The sequence below is a fragment of the Streptomyces sp. NPDC004721 genome, assembly GCF_053601495.1.
Genome location: NZ_JBSGBZ010000032.1, coordinates 1 through 14458, shown reverse-complemented (window position 1 = coordinate 14458; position 14458 = coordinate 1). Strand labels below are relative to the sequence as shown.

The 14458-nt window shown below is 71.0% G+C and carries 14 protein-coding genes; 5 read left to right on the top strand and 9 right to left on the bottom strand.

The genetic code is table 11. The features are described from left to right. Complete coding sequence (locus ACWEK3_RS26660) at nucleotides 1-399, top strand: OB-fold nucleic acid binding domain-containing protein (protein ID WP_361415336.1); 399 nt, start codon at nucleotides 1-3, stop codon at nucleotides 397-399. Between the two features lie 3 nt (nucleotides 400-402). Continuing rightward, on the top strand, nucleotides 403-1167 hold the full coding sequence (locus ACWEK3_RS26655) for a DUF3159 domain-containing protein (protein ID WP_450542376.1): 765 nt from the start codon (nucleotides 403-405) through the stop codon (nucleotides 1165-1167). Between the two features lie 115 nt (nucleotides 1168-1282). Here the strand turns inward: ACWEK3_RS26655 and ACWEK3_RS26650 are convergent, their stop codons facing one another. Next, complete coding sequence (locus tag ACWEK3_RS26650; RefSeq protein WP_365417550.1) at nucleotides 1283-1951, bottom strand: potassium channel family protein; 669 nt, start codon at nucleotides 1949-1951, stop codon at nucleotides 1283-1285. Further along, nucleotides 1951-2622, bottom strand: coding sequence for a potassium channel family protein (locus ACWEK3_RS26645; protein WP_365417553.1), 672 nt, complete (start codon nucleotides 2620-2622; stop codon nucleotides 1951-1953). The genes ACWEK3_RS26650 and ACWEK3_RS26645 overlap by 1 nt, the downstream gene beginning before the upstream one ends. Before the next feature lie 409 nt (nucleotides 2623-3031). On the opposite strand from ACWEK3_RS26645, the gene ACWEK3_RS26640 reads away from it, so the two are divergent. Both ACWEK3_RS26640 and ACWEK3_RS26635 read left to right on the top strand, forming a co-directional pair. Further along, nucleotides 3032-5089, top strand: coding sequence for an APC family permease (locus tag ACWEK3_RS26640; protein WP_453250750.1), 2058 nt, complete (start codon nucleotides 3032-3034; stop codon nucleotides 5087-5089). 110 nt (nucleotides 5090-5199) lie between these two features. After that, a complete protein-coding gene (locus tag ACWEK3_RS26635; RefSeq protein ID WP_453250749.1) occupies nucleotides 5200-6585 on the top strand; it encodes a class I SAM-dependent RNA methyltransferase in 1386 nt (461 codons plus the stop codon). 131 nt (nucleotides 6586-6716) lie between these two features. Here ACWEK3_RS26635 and ACWEK3_RS26630 read toward each other — a convergent pair whose 3' ends face one another. The 7 genes from ACWEK3_RS26630 to ACWEK3_RS26600 are packed head-to-tail and all read right to left on the bottom strand — an operon-like array spanning nucleotide 6717 to nucleotide 13354. Beyond that, nucleotides 6717-7091: a response regulator transcription factor gene (locus tag ACWEK3_RS26630; RefSeq protein WP_450542381.1), complete on the bottom strand. Its 375-nt coding sequence runs from the start codon at nucleotides 7089-7091 to the stop codon at nucleotides 6717-6719. A 19-nt stretch (nucleotides 7092-7110) separates the two neighbouring features. Further along, the gene (gene dmpG / locus ACWEK3_RS26625; protein WP_450542383.1) at nucleotides 7111-8130 is read right to left on the bottom strand and encodes a 4-hydroxy-2-oxovalerate aldolase; all 1020 of its coding nucleotides are present in this window, start codon (nucleotides 8128-8130) and stop codon (nucleotides 7111-7113) included. Further along, nucleotides 8127-9110, bottom strand: a complete 984-nt coding sequence (locus ACWEK3_RS26620) for an acetaldehyde dehydrogenase (acetylating) (RefSeq protein WP_450542385.1) — start codon at nucleotides 9108-9110, stop codon at nucleotides 8127-8129. Before ACWEK3_RS26620 ends, dmpG begins: the two co-directional genes overlap by 4 nt. Then, on the bottom strand, nucleotides 9107-9970 hold the full coding sequence (locus ACWEK3_RS26615) for a 2-keto-4-pentenoate hydratase (protein ID WP_450542386.1): 864 nt from the start codon (nucleotides 9968-9970) through the stop codon (nucleotides 9107-9109). Before ACWEK3_RS26615 ends, ACWEK3_RS26620 begins: the two co-directional genes overlap by 4 nt. Then, nucleotides 9967-10821 carry an alpha/beta fold hydrolase gene (locus ACWEK3_RS26610; RefSeq protein ID WP_453250748.1) on the bottom strand — a complete coding sequence of 285 codons (855 nt, stop codon included), beginning with the start codon at nucleotides 10819-10821 and terminating at the stop codon, nucleotides 9967-9969. Before ACWEK3_RS26610 ends, ACWEK3_RS26615 begins: the two co-directional genes overlap by 4 nt. After that, complete coding sequence (locus ACWEK3_RS26605; RefSeq protein ID WP_453250747.1) at nucleotides 10821-11771, bottom strand: VOC family protein; 951 nt, start codon at nucleotides 11769-11771, stop codon at nucleotides 10821-10823. Before ACWEK3_RS26605 ends, ACWEK3_RS26610 begins: the two co-directional genes overlap by 1 nt. 35 nt (nucleotides 11772-11806) lie before the next feature. Further along, on the bottom strand, nucleotides 11807-13354 hold the full coding sequence (locus tag ACWEK3_RS26600) for an FAD-dependent monooxygenase (protein WP_450542392.1): 1548 nt from the start codon (nucleotides 13352-13354) through the stop codon (nucleotides 11807-11809). Between the two features lie 185 nt (nucleotides 13355-13539). Here ACWEK3_RS26600 and ACWEK3_RS26595 point away from each other — a divergent pair, with 185 nt between their 5' ends. Continuing rightward, the gene (locus ACWEK3_RS26595; RefSeq protein WP_450542393.1) at nucleotides 13540-14199 is read left to right on the top strand and encodes a TetR/AcrR family transcriptional regulator; all 660 of its coding nucleotides are present in this window, start codon (nucleotides 13540-13542) and stop codon (nucleotides 14197-14199) included. The last annotated feature ends 259 nt before the right edge of the window (nucleotides 14200-14458 follow it).

The following is a 14458-nucleotide window of genomic DNA, read 5'->3' as shown; positions in this document are numbered from 1 at the left end:
ATGAGTGCTGTTCCTCGTTCCGAAAAGCCGGCGGGCAGGTTCCGGCGCATGCTCGACCGGCTTTCCTCGTCGCAGGAGGACCTGGAGTCCGAGGAACTGCGGGAGGACGCCGAGACCGCGGGCTGTACGCGGATCGGCGACTGCACCGACCGGCAGATCGTCACGGTTACTGGTACCTTGCGCACGGTCACCCTGCGTCCACGGGCCGGAGTGCCGGCCCTGGAGGCCGAGTTGTTCGACGGCACGGCCGCGCTGGACGTGGTGTGGCTCGGCAGGCGCTCCATCGTCGGGATAGAACCGGGGCGCAAGCTGATCGCATCGGGCCGGATCTCGATGAGCCGGGGCCGCCGGGTGCTGTTCAACCCCAAGTACGAACTGCGACCCCTCGGACGGGAGTAGCCGGTGACGTCACTCGACAAGCCGACCCAAGACACGACTGCCGACGACGATGCCCGGGCGGCGACGGAGGCCGCGCTGTTCGAGGCGTTCGGCGGGGTGCGGGGCATGGTCGAGACGGTGCTGCCCGGCCTCCTCTTCGTCACCATCTTCACGATCAACAAGGACCTGCACTGGTCGGCGATCGCCGCACTGGCCGTGTCGCTGCTGCTGGTCGTGGTCCGGCTGGCGAGGCGGGACACCGTCAAGCACGCCTTCAGCGGTGTCTTCGGCGTCGCCTTCGGTGTCGTCTTCGCGATGATGACCGGCAACGCCAAGGACTTCTACCTGCCCGGCATGCTCTACACGCTGGGCCTGGCCGTGGCGTACATCGTGACCACGCTGGCCGGGGTCCCGCTGATCGGCCTGATGCTCGGCCCGGTCTTCAAGGAGAACCTCTCCTGGCGCACCCGGAACCCGGGCCGCAAGAAGGCCTACGCCAAGGCGAGCTGGGCCTGGGGCCTGATCCTGCTCGCCAAGTGCGCGATCCTCTTCCCGCTGTACTGGTGGGCCGACACCACCCAGCTCGGCTGGGTCCTGGTCACGCTGAAGATCCCGCCGTTCCTGCTGGCGGTCTGGCTGACCTGGGTCTTCCTCGCGAAGGCGCCCGCGCCCATCGACGTGTTCGCGGAGATGGAGGCGGAGGAGAAGGCCGAGGAGGAGCGCAAGGCGGCCCTGGCGCAGGAGGACGGCGAGGCACCGGCCGCCGGCCGTCACCGCCGCCAGACCTGAGCACCGCCCGTACGAACGGCGAGGGGCGCCCGGATCTCCGGGCGCCCCTCGCCGTATGCGTGCGTCGGTACTCGTACCGGGCGCCCCGCCCCGTTCGGGCCGTTCGTACCGGGCGTCAGCGGTCCCGGCGCACCGACAGCAGGTCCTCCAGCTGCTCCTCACGGGCCTGCGCGGCCACGAACAGCAGCTCGTCACCCGCCTCCAGGGAGTCCTCCCGGGACGGGGTGAGCACCCGGGTGCCGCGGATGATGGTGACCAGCGAGGTGTCCTCGGGCCACTCGACGTCCCCGACCTGGGTGCCGGCCAGTGCCGACTCCTCCGGCAGGGTCAGTTCCACGAGGTTGGCGTCGCCGTGGCTGAAGCGCAGCAGCCGGACCAGGTCGCCGACGCTCACCGCCTCCTCGACCAGCGCGGACATCAGACGCGGAGTGGACACGGCCACATCCACGCCCCAGGCCTCGTTGAACAGCCACTCGTTCTTCGGGTTGTTCACGCGGGCCACCACCCGCGGCACGCCGTACTCCGTCCTCGCCAGCAGGGAGACGACCAGGTTCACCTTGTCGTCGCCCGTCGCGGCGATCACCACGTTGCAGCGCTGAAGCGCCGCCTCGTCCAGCGAGGTGATCTCGCAGGCGTCGGCCAGCAGCCACTCGGCCTGCGGCACGCGCTCGACCGAGATGGCGGTCGGCGCCTTGTCGATGAGAAGGACCTCGTGGCCGTTCTCCAGCAGCTCGCCCGCGATCGAGCGACCGACCGCCCCGGCACCGGCAATGGCGACCCTCATCAGTGACCGCTCTCCTCTTCCGGGCCCTCGGCGAACGCCGCCTCGACCTTCTCCACGTCGTCCGTCCGCATCATCACGTGCACGAGGTCGCCCTCCTGGAGCACCGTCTGCGAACTCGGCAGGATCGACTCGCCGAGGCGGGTCAGGAACGCCACCCGGACGCCCGTCTCCTCCTGGAGTCTGCTGATCTTGTGGCCCACCCACTTCGGGGAGGCGTGCACCTCGGCGAGCTGGACGCCGCCGGTGGGGTCGCGCCACAGCGGCTCGGCGCCCGAGGGCAGCAGTCGGCGGAGCATCTGGTCGGCCGTCCAGCGGACCGTGGCCACGGTCGGGATGCCCAGGCGCTGGTACACCTCGGCGCGGCGGGGGTCGTAGATACGGGCCGCGACGTTCTGCACGCCGAACATCTCGCGGGCCACCCGCGCGGAGATGATGTTCGAGTTGTCGCCGCTGGAGACGGCCGCGAAGGCACCGGCCTCCTCGATGCCCGCCTCGCGCAGGGTGTCCTGGTCGAAGCCGATTCCGGTCACCCGGCGGCCACCGAACCCGGGGCCCAGCCGGCGGAAGGCGGTGGGGTCCTGGTCGATCACGGCGACCGTGTGCCCCTGTTGCTCCAGGGTCTGGGCGAGAGCGGAGCCCACTCTCCCGCAGCCCATGATGACGATGTGCACGACCGTCCTTCCGATGTCAATAGCGACTGCTCAGTCCCATCAGGGTCTCAGACAGAGGGACAAGCTACACATGCCCGGTTCGGGGCGGGCACCCCCCTACCGCATCCTTAACGCCTCCGCCGTGGACGGCGTCCCACTCGGCCTCGAAGGGCCGGCGCCGAGTGACGCTGCGCACGCTGGGCAGGGTCAGGAATCCGAGGCCGGACAACGCGGCGGCGGCGCCGATCAGCTCCGCGGTCGTGGGCATGGGGCCTCCGGGGGTCGGCGGGGAGCGGGGTCCAGACATCCAGGCAGGGCGCACATCCCGCCTGCGGAATCCGCAGGATCTTCGTGTCCGGAATTCACTCGGGAGGCAGATCCGGGACGGCAGGTGCACGACCCGGGGGGTAAAGGCCTACGATCCTCTGTTGTGTCCAAACTGACCGACGTGCCCAAACGTATTCTGATCGGGCGCGCACTGCGCAGTGACCGGCTGGGCGAGACGCTCCTGCCGAAGCGCATCGCCCTCCCCGTCTTCGCCTCCGACTCGCTGTCCTCCGTGGCGTACGCGCCCGGCGAGGTCCTGCTGGTCCTGTCCGTCGCGGGCGTGTCGGCGTACCACTTCAGCCCCTGGATAGCGGTCGCGGTGGCCGTGCTGATGCTGACCGTGGTCGCCTCCTACCGGCAGAACGTGCACGCCTACCCGAGCGGCGGCGGCGACTACGAGGTGGCGACCACCAACCTCGGCCCCAAGGCGGGCCTGACCGTCGCCAGCGCGCTGCTGGTCGACTACGTGCTGACCGTCGCCGTCTCCATCTCCTCCGGCATCGAGAACCTCGGCTCCGCCGTCCCCTTCGTCGTCCAGCACAAGGTGCTGTGCGCGGTCGCCGTGATCGTGCTGCTGACGCTGATGAACCTGCGCGGGGTGAAGGAGTCGGGCACGCTCTTCGCCATCCCCACGTACGTGTTCGTCTCCGGCGTCTTCATCATGATCGTGTGGGGTGCCGTCCGCGGACTCGTCCTCGGCGACACCATGCGGGCGCCGACCGCCGACTTCCACATCAAGGCCGAACACCAGGGACTCGCCGGATTCGCCCTCGTCTTCCTGCTGCTGCGCGCCTTCTCCTCCGGCTGCGCCGCGCTCACCGGTGTCGAGGCGATCTCCAACGGCGTCCCCGCCTTCCGCAAGCCGAAGTCCAGGAACGCGGCGAGCACGCTGGCGATGATCGGCCTGCTGGCCGTGACGATGTTCTGCGGCATCATCACGCTGGCCATGACGACCGGTGTCCGCATGTCCGACAACCCGGCCGCCAACCTCCTGCGGGGCGGCGTCCCGGTCGGCCCGGACTATGTGCAGAACCCGGTGATCTCCCAGGTCGCCGAGGCCGTCTTCGGCAAGGGCAGCTTCCTGTTCCTCATCCTGGCCGCGGCGACGGCGCTGGTCCTCTTCCTGGCCGCCAACACCGCCTACAACGGCTTCCCGGTGCTCGGCTCGATCCTCGCCCAGGACCGCTTCCTGCCCCGCCAGCTGCACACCCGCGGCGACCGGCTCGCCTTCTCCAACGGCATCGTGCTGCTCGCGGGCGCCGCCGCCCTGCTGACCGTCCTCTACGGCGCCGACTCCACCCGGCTGATCCAGCTCTACATCGTCGGCGTGTTCGTGTCCTTCACCCTCAGCCAGGTCGGCATGGTCAAGCACTGGAACCGCCACCTGGCCACCGAGCGGGACCCGGCGAAGCGGAGCCACATGATCCGCTCCCGCGCCATCAACACCTTCGGGGCCTTCCTCACCAGCACGGTGCTGGTCGTCGTCCTCGTCACCAAGTTCACGCACGGTGCCTGGGTGGCCCTGCTCGGCATGTGCATCTTCTTCGCGACGATGACCGCGATCCGCAAGCACTACGACCGGGTCTCCGAGGAGCTCACGGCCCCCGACGACCCGGGCGACGACACCGTCCGGCCCTCCCGCGTCCACTCCGTGGTCCTCATCTCCAAGATCCACCGTCCCACCCTGCGCGCCCTGGCGTACGCCAAGCTGATGCGCTCGGACACCCTGGAGGGGCTCACCGTCAACGTGGACCCGGCCGAGACCCGGGCGCTGCGCGAGGAGTGGGAGCGGCGCGGCATCGACGTACCCCTGAAGGTGCTCGACTCGCCCTACCGCGAGGTCACCCGCCCGGTCATCGAGTACGTGAAGAGCCTGCGCAAGGAGTCCCCGCGCGACGCCGTCTCGGTGATCATCCCCGAGTACGTCGTCGGTCACTGGTACGAGCACCTGCTGCACAACCAGAGCGCGCTGCGCCTGAAGGGCCGGCTGCTGTTCACGCCGGGCGTGATGGTCACCTCGGTGCCCTACCAGCTGGCTTCCTCCGAGGCGGCCAAGCAGCGCGCCCGCAGGCGCCAGGAGTGGAACGCGCCCGGTGCGGTGCGGCGTGGCCCGGCCCAGGAGCGCCCGAAGGAGCCGAAGGAGTCGGCCGCGAAGGGCTGACCGGCTTCTGCTCGGCGCCGCACCTGATGGTGAACGGCCGGACGGCACCCACGTAGACTGGTGGGCTGTTGTCCGGCCGTACGCCTTTCCCGATCTGGAGTCACCCCACCATGCAGGCAGAACCGAAGAACTCGCAGGTGGGACCGGAGCCGGGCGGCTCGGGGGCGGGCCGGGAGCAGGGCGGCTCGCTGGTGGGGCAGGAGTACGAGGTCGAGATCGGCCCCGTCGCCCACGGCGGCCACTGCATCGCCCGTACCGCCGAGGGCCAGGTGCTGTTCGTACGGCACGCGCTGCCCGGCGAGCGGGTCGTGGCCCGGGTGACCGAGGGCGAGGAGGGCGCACGCTTCCTGCGCGCGGACGCGGTACGGATCATCGACGCCTCCAAGGACCGCGTCGAGGCCCCCTGCCCCTACGCCGGACCCGGCCGCTGCGGCGGCTGCGACTGGCAGCACGCCAAGCCGGGGGCCCAGCGCCGGCTCAAGGGCGAGGTGATCGCCGAGCAGCTGAAGCGGCTCGCGGGCCTCACGCCCGAGGAGGCCGGCTGGGACGGCACGGTCATGCCCGCCGAGGGCGACAAGCTGCCCGCGGGCGAGGTCCCGCAGTGGCGCACCCGCGTGCAGTACGCGGTCGACCCGGCCACGGGGAAGGCCGGCCTGCGCCGCCACCGCTCGCACGAGGTCGAGCCGATCGACCACTGCATGATCGCGGCTCCCGGAGTGAGCGAACTGGGCGTCGAGCGGCGCGACTGGATCGGCATGGAGTCCGTCGAGGCCATCGCGGCCACGGGCTCCCAGGACCGCCAGGTGATCCTGACCCCGCGCCCGGGCGCCCGCCTGCCGCTGGTGGAACTGGACAAGCCGGTCTCCGTCCTCCGGGTCGACGAGAAGACCGGCGGCGTCCACCGCGTGCACGGCCGCCCCTTCGTCCGGGAACGCGCCGACGGCCGCACCCACCGCGTGGGCGGAGGCGGCTTCTGGCAGGTCCACCCGAAGGCGGCGGACACCCTGGTCACGGCGGTCATGCAGGGCCTCCTGCCCCGCAAGGGCGACATGGCCCTCGACCTGTACTGCGGCGTCGGCCTCTTCGCCGGAGCCCTGGCCGACCGCGTCGGCGACAAGGGCGCGGTGCTCGGCATCGAGTCCGGCAAGCGCGCGGTGGAGGACGCCCGGCACAACCTCGCCGACTTCCCCCGCGTCCGCATCGAACAGGGCAAGGTCGAGTCCGTCCTCCCGCGCACCGGCATCACCGAGGTCGACCTGATCGTCCTCGACCCGCCCCGCGCCGGCGCCGGCCGTACCACGGTCACCCACCTCACCTCCCTCGCCGCCCGCCGCATCGCCTACGTGGCCTGCGACCCGGCCGCCCTGGCCCGGGACCTGGCGTACTTCCGCGAGGGCGGCTACCGGGTGCGGACGCTGCGGGCGTTCGACCTGTTCCCGATGACGCATCATGTGGAGTGCGTGGCGATCCTCGAACCGGCCGCAAAGGGCGTTTGACCTGCGGGTTCGGGTGGTGTGCGTGTTGCGCGGTGTGGGCGTTGCGGGCGACATCCTGACGCGCAGAATGGCGCTCTCCGAGGCATCTTGACGCAGATGCGCCTACTGAGGTGCGAATGCCGAAGGCACTTCTACTCCGTCAGCCAACCGCGTCGCAGTGCCTGCACTCCCGCCTGGAACCGGGTCTCCGCGTTCAGGGTCTGCAGCAGGCGGCTTATGCGGCGGCGGGCCGTGTGGACGTGGACGCCCTGCCGGCGGGCGATCGCCTCGTCCTTCAGGCCGGCTGCCAGCAGGGTCAGCAACTCGCGGTCCTCGTCCGTCGGTTCGCCAGGACGGGACGGGGCGATCGGCATGGCGCGGTCCCAGACCGGCTCGAACAGGGGGATCAGCGCGTTGCGCAGCAGCGTGTCGCCGACGACCAGCGCGGATGACGCGCGAGCGTCCGGCGGGCAAGTGCTGACCTGAAGCCTGTGACCGGCCGGGCCCGCCAGGGCCGGGCCGGTCACAGGGTCACCTTCTGCCTGGTCAGCTCGCCGTGTGACGGCCCGCCAGGGTGAGGGCCACGTCGACGATCATGTCCTCCTGGCCGCCCACCAGGCCCCGTCGGCCGCACTCCAGCAGAATGGCGCGGACGTCGACACCGTAGCGGTCGGAGGCGATCTCCGCGTGGCGCAGGAAGGAGGAATAGACGCCGGCGTAGCCCAGGGTGAGGGTTTCGCGGTCCACGCGGACCGGGCGGTCCTGGAGCGGGCGGACCAGGTCGTCGGCGGCGTCCTGCAACTGGAACAGGTCGCAACCATGCCGGAGGCCGGAGAGGTTCGCCACCGCGATGAACGCCTCCAGGGGGCAGTTGCCGGCGCCCGCGCCGTGGCCCGCCAGTGAGGCGTCGACGCGGCGCACCCCGTGCTCCACGGCGACGATGCTGTTGGCCACCGACAGCGAGAGGTTCTCGTGGGCGTGGATGCCGATCTCGGTGACGTCGTCCAGGACGTCGCGATAGGCCCGGACCCGGTCGGCGACGTCCTTCATGGTGAGTCGGCCGCCGGAGTCGGTGACGTAGACGCAGTGGGCGCCGTAGGACTCCATCAGCCGGGCCTGCTCCGCGAGTTGGGCCGGTTCGGCGCGGTGGGAGAGCATCAGGAAGCCGGACACGTCCATGCCCAGTTCGCGGGCCGCTGCGATGTGCTGCGCGGAGATGTCCGCCTCGGTGCAGTGGGTGGCCACCCGGACCGAGCGCACCCCCAGGTCGTAGGCGGTCTTCAGGTCGTGGATGGTGCCCACGCCGGGCAGCAACAGGGTGGTCAGCCGTGCCCGCTCCAGCACCGAGGCCGCGGCCTCGATCCACGCCCAATCGGTGTGGGAGCCGGGGCCGTAGTTGAGCGAGCCGCCCGCCAGCCCGTCGCCGTGGGCGACCTCGATGGCGTCGACGCCGGCGGCGTCCAGCGCCCGTACGATCCGTTGCACGTCCGCCGGTGTGATGCGGTGCCGGACGGCGTGCATCCCGTCCCGCAGGGTCACGTCCTGGACGAAGACGCTGCTGCTCATGCCGTCACCTCGCCGGCCCCGGCCGTACGGGCCGCGATCCGCTCGGCCACCCTGAGGGCGGCCGAGGTCATGATGTCGAGGTTGCCCGCGTAGGCCGGGAGGTAGTGGGCCGCGCCCTCGACCTCCAGGAACACGGACACCTGGTGGGTCGGTACGCCGGCCGCGCCCTCGGCCAGCAGGGTTCGCACCGGCTGGTCCCCGGGGACCGGGGTGATCTGCACCTGTTGCTTCAGCCGGTAGCCGGGGACGTAGGCCGCTACCTCGGCCACCATCGCGGCGACGCTCTCCTGGATCGCGGCGTGCCGGGTGGTGTCGGGCGCCTCCACCAGGCAGAGCACGGTGTCCCGCATGATCAGCGGCGGCTCGGCCGGGTTGAGGATGATGATCGCCTTGCCGCGGTCCGCGCCGCCCACCTCGACCAGCGCCCGGGACGTGGTCTCGGTGAACTCGTCGATGTTGGCGCGGGTGCCCGGACCAGCCGACTTGGAGGCGATCGAGGCGACGATCTCCGCGTAGCGGACCGGGGCCACCCGGGAGATCGCGGCAACCACTGGGATGGTGGCCTGGCCGCCGCAGGTGACCATGTTCACGTTCGGAGCGTCCAGGTGCTCCTCCATGTTGACCGCCGGGACGAGGTACGGCCCGATCGCCGCCGGAGTCAGGTCGATCAGCCGCTTGCCCAGCGGTGCCAGCTTCGCCGCGTTGGCCTGGTGGGCCCCCGCTGAGGTGGCGTCGAAGACGATGCCGATCTCGTCGAAGCCAGGCAGTGCGATCAGCCCGTCCACGCCCTCGTGCGTGGTGGCCACGTCCAGGCGCCGGGCGCGCGCCAGGCCGTCGGACGCCGCGTCGATGCCGACCAGGGCGCCCATCTCCAGGTGCCGCGCGGTACGCAGCACCTTGATCATGAGATCGGTACCGATGTTGCCCGAGCCGATGATCGCGACCTTGGTGCGTGGCGCACCGTCTGCACGCGCTGTCATACCGTTCCCTCTCCGATGGCGGTAGTGACCGTGCCCAGCCCGCCGATCACCGCGGTCACCTGTGCGCCCGGTGCGAGCGGGCTCATCGGGCCGAGCGCGCCGGAGAGCACCACATGGCCGGCCCGCAGCGGATCGCCCAGGTCACGTGCGGTGCGGGCCAGCCAGAGCACCGCGGCGAGCGGGTCGCCCAGACAGTCCGCGCCGGTGCCGTCGGACACGGTCCGGCCATCGACGGACATCTCCATCACGGCCGTCCGCGGTTCGAATTCAGCGAGGCTGCGGCGCTCCCGGCCCAGCACGAAGGCGCCCGCGGAGGCGTTGTCGGCGACCGTGTCGGACAGGGTGATGTCCCAGCCCGCGATACGGCTGCCGCAGATCTCCAGGGCGGCCACGGCATGGTCGACTGCGGCCCGCACCCGGGCGAGATCCAGCGGGCCCTCGGCCAGGTCGGCGCCCAGCACGAACGCGATCTCGGCCTCGACCCGGGGCTGGAGCACGGACGCGTACGGCACGGTGTTGCCGTCCGCGTATCCCATGTCGTCCAGCAGCACTCCGAAGTCCGGCTGGTCCACGCCGAGTTGGTGTTGCACGGCGGGCGAGGTCAGCCCGATCTTATGGCCCACGACGCGTGCGCCGCGCGCCAAGCGCGCCGCCGTGACCCGCTGCTGCACGGCGTACGCGGCACCGGTGTCGGAGGTGCCGATCAGATCCCGCACCGGCACGCACGGAACGCCAGTGGCGGTGGCCTTCAGCAGTCGAGCGGCCGCCTCCGCGACCCCCCGCGACACCTGCTGGGCCCCAGCCTCCCGCGGCACATCCTGGGCCGCGGCCGCCCGCGGCACCTTCCTGGTGTCAGTCATCGCCGGGATTCCCCCCGGACGAAGTCGATGACCAGCCGGTTGAACTCCTCGGCGTGCTCGATCATCGCCCAGTGCCCGCAGCGGTTGAGCAGGACCAGCCGGGAGTCGGGGATGTTCGCCAGCAGGAACAGGGAGCTCTCGAAGGAGACCACCCGGTCGTCGCGGCCGTGGATGAGCAGGGTGGGCACCGCGATGTCGCGCAGCCGGGCAGGGTCCACCCAGCGCGGCAGCGGCGCCCCGTGCGGCAGCCCCGCCACATAGTTGGCCAGGTGCTCGGGCTGGGCGAGGGCCGCCTGCGAACGGGCCTCGCACAGCTCCGGCGTCGCAAAGCGCGCCTTGTCGTAGCACATGATCTCGACCAGCCGGCGCATGTTCTCCGGGCTCGGGTCCTGGTAGGCCTCGATGAGGACCTTCAGCCCCTCGGACGGCCCGTCACCGGCCCCGAAAAGGCTCGGCATTCGCCCCACCGGCGGTCCCATGGTCACCAGGTGGCTGATCCGCCCGGGGTGCTCGGTGGCCAGCCGCAGCGAGGTCTGGCCGCCCATCGAGTTCCCCACGAACGCCGCCCGGGAGATGCCCAGCGCGTCGAGGAACTGGATCGCGGCGTCGACGTGGTCCAGCTCGTCGACCGTGGCCGGGTCCGACTCACCCCAGCCGGGCATGTCGACGGCGTACACATGGAAGTGCTCGGCGAGCGACTCGATGTTGCCGCTGAAGTTGCTCCAGCCGGTCGCCCCCGGGCCGCTGCCGTGCAGCAGCACCAGCGGATGGCCGGAGCCGGCCTCGTAGTAGCGCAGCGACCAGTCGCGAGTCCTGACCGTACGCGCGGTCTGTTCCTTGTCGATCGCCATCAGCCCTCTTCTCCTTCGGTTCCTTGGGTTTCCAGCGGGGACGGCGCCGCGGCCAGCAGCTCGGCCACCACGCCGGGCGGGCGGTGGCCCCAGCTGTGCAGCCGGTCGAGGGTGCGCACCTGCCAGGTGGCGTCGTCGATGACGAGGCCGCCCCAGCCGTACTCGACGGAGAAGCCGGAGGGGGTGAAGACGTAGAAGCTGAACATGCGGTCGTTGGGGTGCATCCCCAGCGTCATCTCGAACGGCTGCTTGGCGTCCATACAGCGGTCGTAGGCCAGGCCCACGTCCCGGATGTCGGTGACCTCGACCATGAAGTGGTGCGTGCGCTTGGGGGAAGGCAGGTCGCCGAACGCGACCGTGTGGTGGCGGCCGTTGCAGTGCAGGAAGATCAGGTCCGCGACGATGCCGGGGGCCAGCTCCTCGACGATGATGTCGCTGATCCTGAAGCCGAGCAGATCGCGGTAGAAGCCGAGGTACTCCTCACGGCTCACCCCGTGGGCCAGCAGAACCTGGTGTCCGGCGCCTCCGGCCCCGGTGACGAACTCGCCGAGCAACGTCTTGGAGGCGAACGCGGTGCCGGCGTCGGCCAGGCCGGTGACCAGTTCGACGCGGTTGCCCATGGGGTCGGTGGTGGCGAAGATGCGCTCCACCCGGCGGTCCGCGGCGAGCGCCGCGTCCCCCTCGTCGACCTGGAGGCCGGCGGCCCGCAACCGCTCGACCAGCGCGTCGAGTTCGGCGTCGCTCTCGACCTCGTACCCGCTGGCGACCAGGTCGTCGGCTGGTCCCCGGGTGACGATCCAGCGGTGCGCCTTCTCGTCCAGGCGCAGGGTGAATCGGTCCTCGCCGCGCTCACCGAGTTGCATACCGAGCAACTCGACACCGAAGCGCTCCCAGTCGGCGAGATCGCCAACCTCGTAGACGACGTACGCGAGTTCCTTGACTCCGCTCATGGCAGATCTCTCCTTCAAGGTGGGTGGACGGACGGTCAGGCGGGGACGCCGAGCCCGCTGGTATCGGCGGCGGCCACGAACCGGTCGGGGCGCAGCGCCACCGCGCGCACCCCGTACCGGCGCAGCCAGGAGCCGAGCACGCCGTCCAGGTCGACGAGTTCGTCGGGCCCCTGGGTGTAGGCGTTCTGTGGGCGGACCGCGCGGTAGCCGGCGCCGAGTGCGTCCCACTGCCGGCGCTCTTCCTCGGTCAGCAGCGTCGAGGGGTCCACGCCATCGCCCAGCAGCACGAAGGTGTCGCCGAGCAGTTCGTCCAGCCGCGCCATCCGGCCGACGGTGTCGCCGACCACCGGCTGCGGCACCATCCGGCCGATGATGCTGGCGTCGCCGAGCGGGCCGCGCAGCCAGCCGGCCTCCAGCACCGGCGGCGCGATCAGGGGCGGCTCGAAGGGGGTGACGAGTCCCTCGGGCGGCGGCGCGGACAGGGCGGCCTGCTCCTCGTCGGAGAGCTCCTGCTTGATCACCCGACCGAGCTGCACCGCCAGCCCGGTGTAGAAGGCGGCGTTCGGACGGCGCTCGGCCTCATAGGTGTCGAGCCAGGACTCGGGCAGCCGCCCGGCCAGCACCCGGCCGAGCTTCCAGCCCAGGTTGTGCGCGTCGCGCATGCCGGTCTGCATTCCGGCGCCCGCCCACGGCGGCATCAGATGCGCGGCGTCGCCGGCGAGGAAGACCCGGCCGGAGCGCCAGGTCCGCGCCATCCGTACGTGGTGCCGGTAGAAGGCGTGCTGGTGGATCTCGACGTCGTCCTCGCTCACCCCCAGCGCCTTGAGCAGGGCCCACACCTCGGTGCTGGTGGGGAAGTCGGCCTCGGTCTCGTGCGGCTTGAGCGGGATCTCCCAGCGGTGGTTGCCGGCCGACAGTGCGATGTCGACGACCGGCCGCTCCTTGTCCGTCCAGAAGGTGAGGAAGTCGCGGTCGGGCCACCAGCGCTTGACCCGGCAGTCGATGACCACCCAGGTGACCTCGTTGGTGTCGCCGAGCAGCTGGATGCCCAGCCGCTGCCGGGTCCTGCTGCTGCCGCCGTCCGCGGCGATCGCGTACCGGGTCCGGTACCGGCGGACCTCGCCCGTGGCCGTGTCGGTGGTGGTGACCGTGACCCCGGAGCCGTCCTGTTCGATCTCGGTCACCTCGGCGCCGTAGCGCACCGAGATCAGGTCCCGCCGGTCCTGCGCGCAGGCCCGCAGCTCGGACTCCATGACCGGCTGGTAGATGTTGTAGAAGCGCGCCCTCGCCCCGAGCGCCGACGGCGGATGCTCGATGCGCATCACCTCGTGCCCGTCGTACGTCACCCAGCGCAGCGCACGCTGCGGGTCGATCACCTTCTCGATGCGTTCGCCGATGCCCAGGCCCTGGAAGATCCGCATGGTCCAGTCGTTGACCGTGACCGCCCGGGCCCGGGGATAGATCTCTTCGTCCCGTTCGAAGGCGATCACTCGCGCCCCCTGCTGAGCGAGGGTCAGAGCACCGACGATGCCCGTGGGGCCGTAGCCGATGACGGCGACGTCCGCGTCGAAGTTTTGGGGCATGGCGGCCTCCCTGCCGGTCGTCCCAAAGTTTTGGACCGGTCGTTCAGTCCAATGGTGGGGACTGTCACACGGCCGAAAAAGCCGGTCAAGGGGATGAATCACGGATTCCGCACAGCAGAATCAGCGCCGGTATCGCCGCGGGCCGCCTAAGCTCCGGCCGAATGAGCGCAGGTATGCTTCAGCGCGTGGAACCCAGGCGCGACAACACCGGCAACCGCAGGGGGCGGCGCTCCCGGGAGGAGATACTCGAGGTCGCGTCACGCCTGATGGCCGAACGCGGATACGCGGCGACCACGCTGTCGGAGCTCAGCCGGGAGTCGGGGTTGCCCAAGAGCGCGGTCTACCACCACTTCCGCTCCAAGGGCGGGCTGCTCTCCGCGGTGATGGAGCACGGTGCCTACGCGTTCTTCCAGCACATGGCCCGGGCGCAGGCACATCCGCCGCGGCAGGGGGGCGTACGGGAGCGACTGGGCTGGTACCTCCAGCGCACCGGGGAGGTCTTCCTCGCCAACCCGGACTTCCTGCGGCTGCACCTGATCCTGGTGATGAACGCCGAGGCGGCGGAGTCCGCGGAGGCCGCGGAGGTCGACCGGATCATCGAACGGGTGCGGCGGGACGGCCGCGTGCACATGAATCACATGATCGCCGACTCGTTCGCCGAGTACGGCCCGGAGGTCGCGCAGGCCGTGGCCGACCGGCTGGACTACTTCGCCATAGCGGGCTTCGACGGGGCCTTCGTCGCCTGGCAGGCCGACCCTTCCCGTTCGATGGCCGAGGCTATGGACCTGCTCACCGACGCGGTCGCGGCCCTCGGCGAGTCCATCGCCGCGCGCCTGCGCTCCTGACGGTGGGCGCCCAGCCCGGCTTCGGGGGTGCATGGGTGCGGACACGGGTTCCGCCGAATCGCTCCCGTGGGGGACTTCCATGGGTCCTGCTGTTGTGCGGGGCGGATCAGCGATGCCCGGCCAGATCGTCCTCCAGAGCGAGCGCCGCGGCGCTCAGGGTCGTGACCAGGGATCGGAGGCGGTGCGGGTCGTAGCGCACGCTGGGCATCGACACCGACAGGCCGGCCAGCGCGGTGCCGTCCCGATCACGCACCGGTAC

Coding starts and splice junctions, on each gene's coding strand:
- ACWEK3_RS26615 (WP_450542386.1), bottom strand. CDS start 9,970: ATGACTGACACCAGGAAGGTGCCGCGGGCGGCCGCGGCCCAGGATGTG.
- ACWEK3_RS26620 (WP_450542385.1), bottom strand. CDS start 9,110: ATGACAGCGCGTGCAGACGGTGCGCCACGCACCAAGGTCGCGATCATC.
- ACWEK3_RS26650 (WP_365417550.1), bottom strand. CDS start 1,951: ATGAGGGTCGCCATTGCCGGTGCCGGGGCGGTCGGTCGCTCGATCGCG.
- ACWEK3_RS26635 (WP_453250749.1), top strand. CDS start 5,200: ATGCAGGCAGAACCGAAGAACTCGCAGGTGGGACCGGAGCCGGGCGGC.
- dmpG (WP_450542383.1), bottom strand. CDS start 8,130: ATGAGCAGCAGCGTCTTCGTCCAGGACGTGACCCTGCGGGACGGGATG.
- ACWEK3_RS26605 (WP_453250747.1), bottom strand. CDS start 11,771: ATGAGCGGAGTCAAGGAACTCGCGTACGTCGTCTACGAGGTTGGCGAT.
- ACWEK3_RS26660 (WP_361415336.1), top strand. CDS start 1: ATGAGTGCTGTTCCTCGTTCCGAAAAGCCGGCGGGCAGGTTCCGGCGC.
- ACWEK3_RS26610 (WP_453250748.1), bottom strand. CDS start 10,821: ATGGCGATCGACAAGGAACAGACCGCGCGTACGGTCAGGACTCGCGAC.
- ACWEK3_RS26600 (WP_450542392.1), bottom strand. CDS start 13,354: ATGCCCCAAAACTTCGACGCGGACGTCGCCGTCATCGGCTACGGCCCC.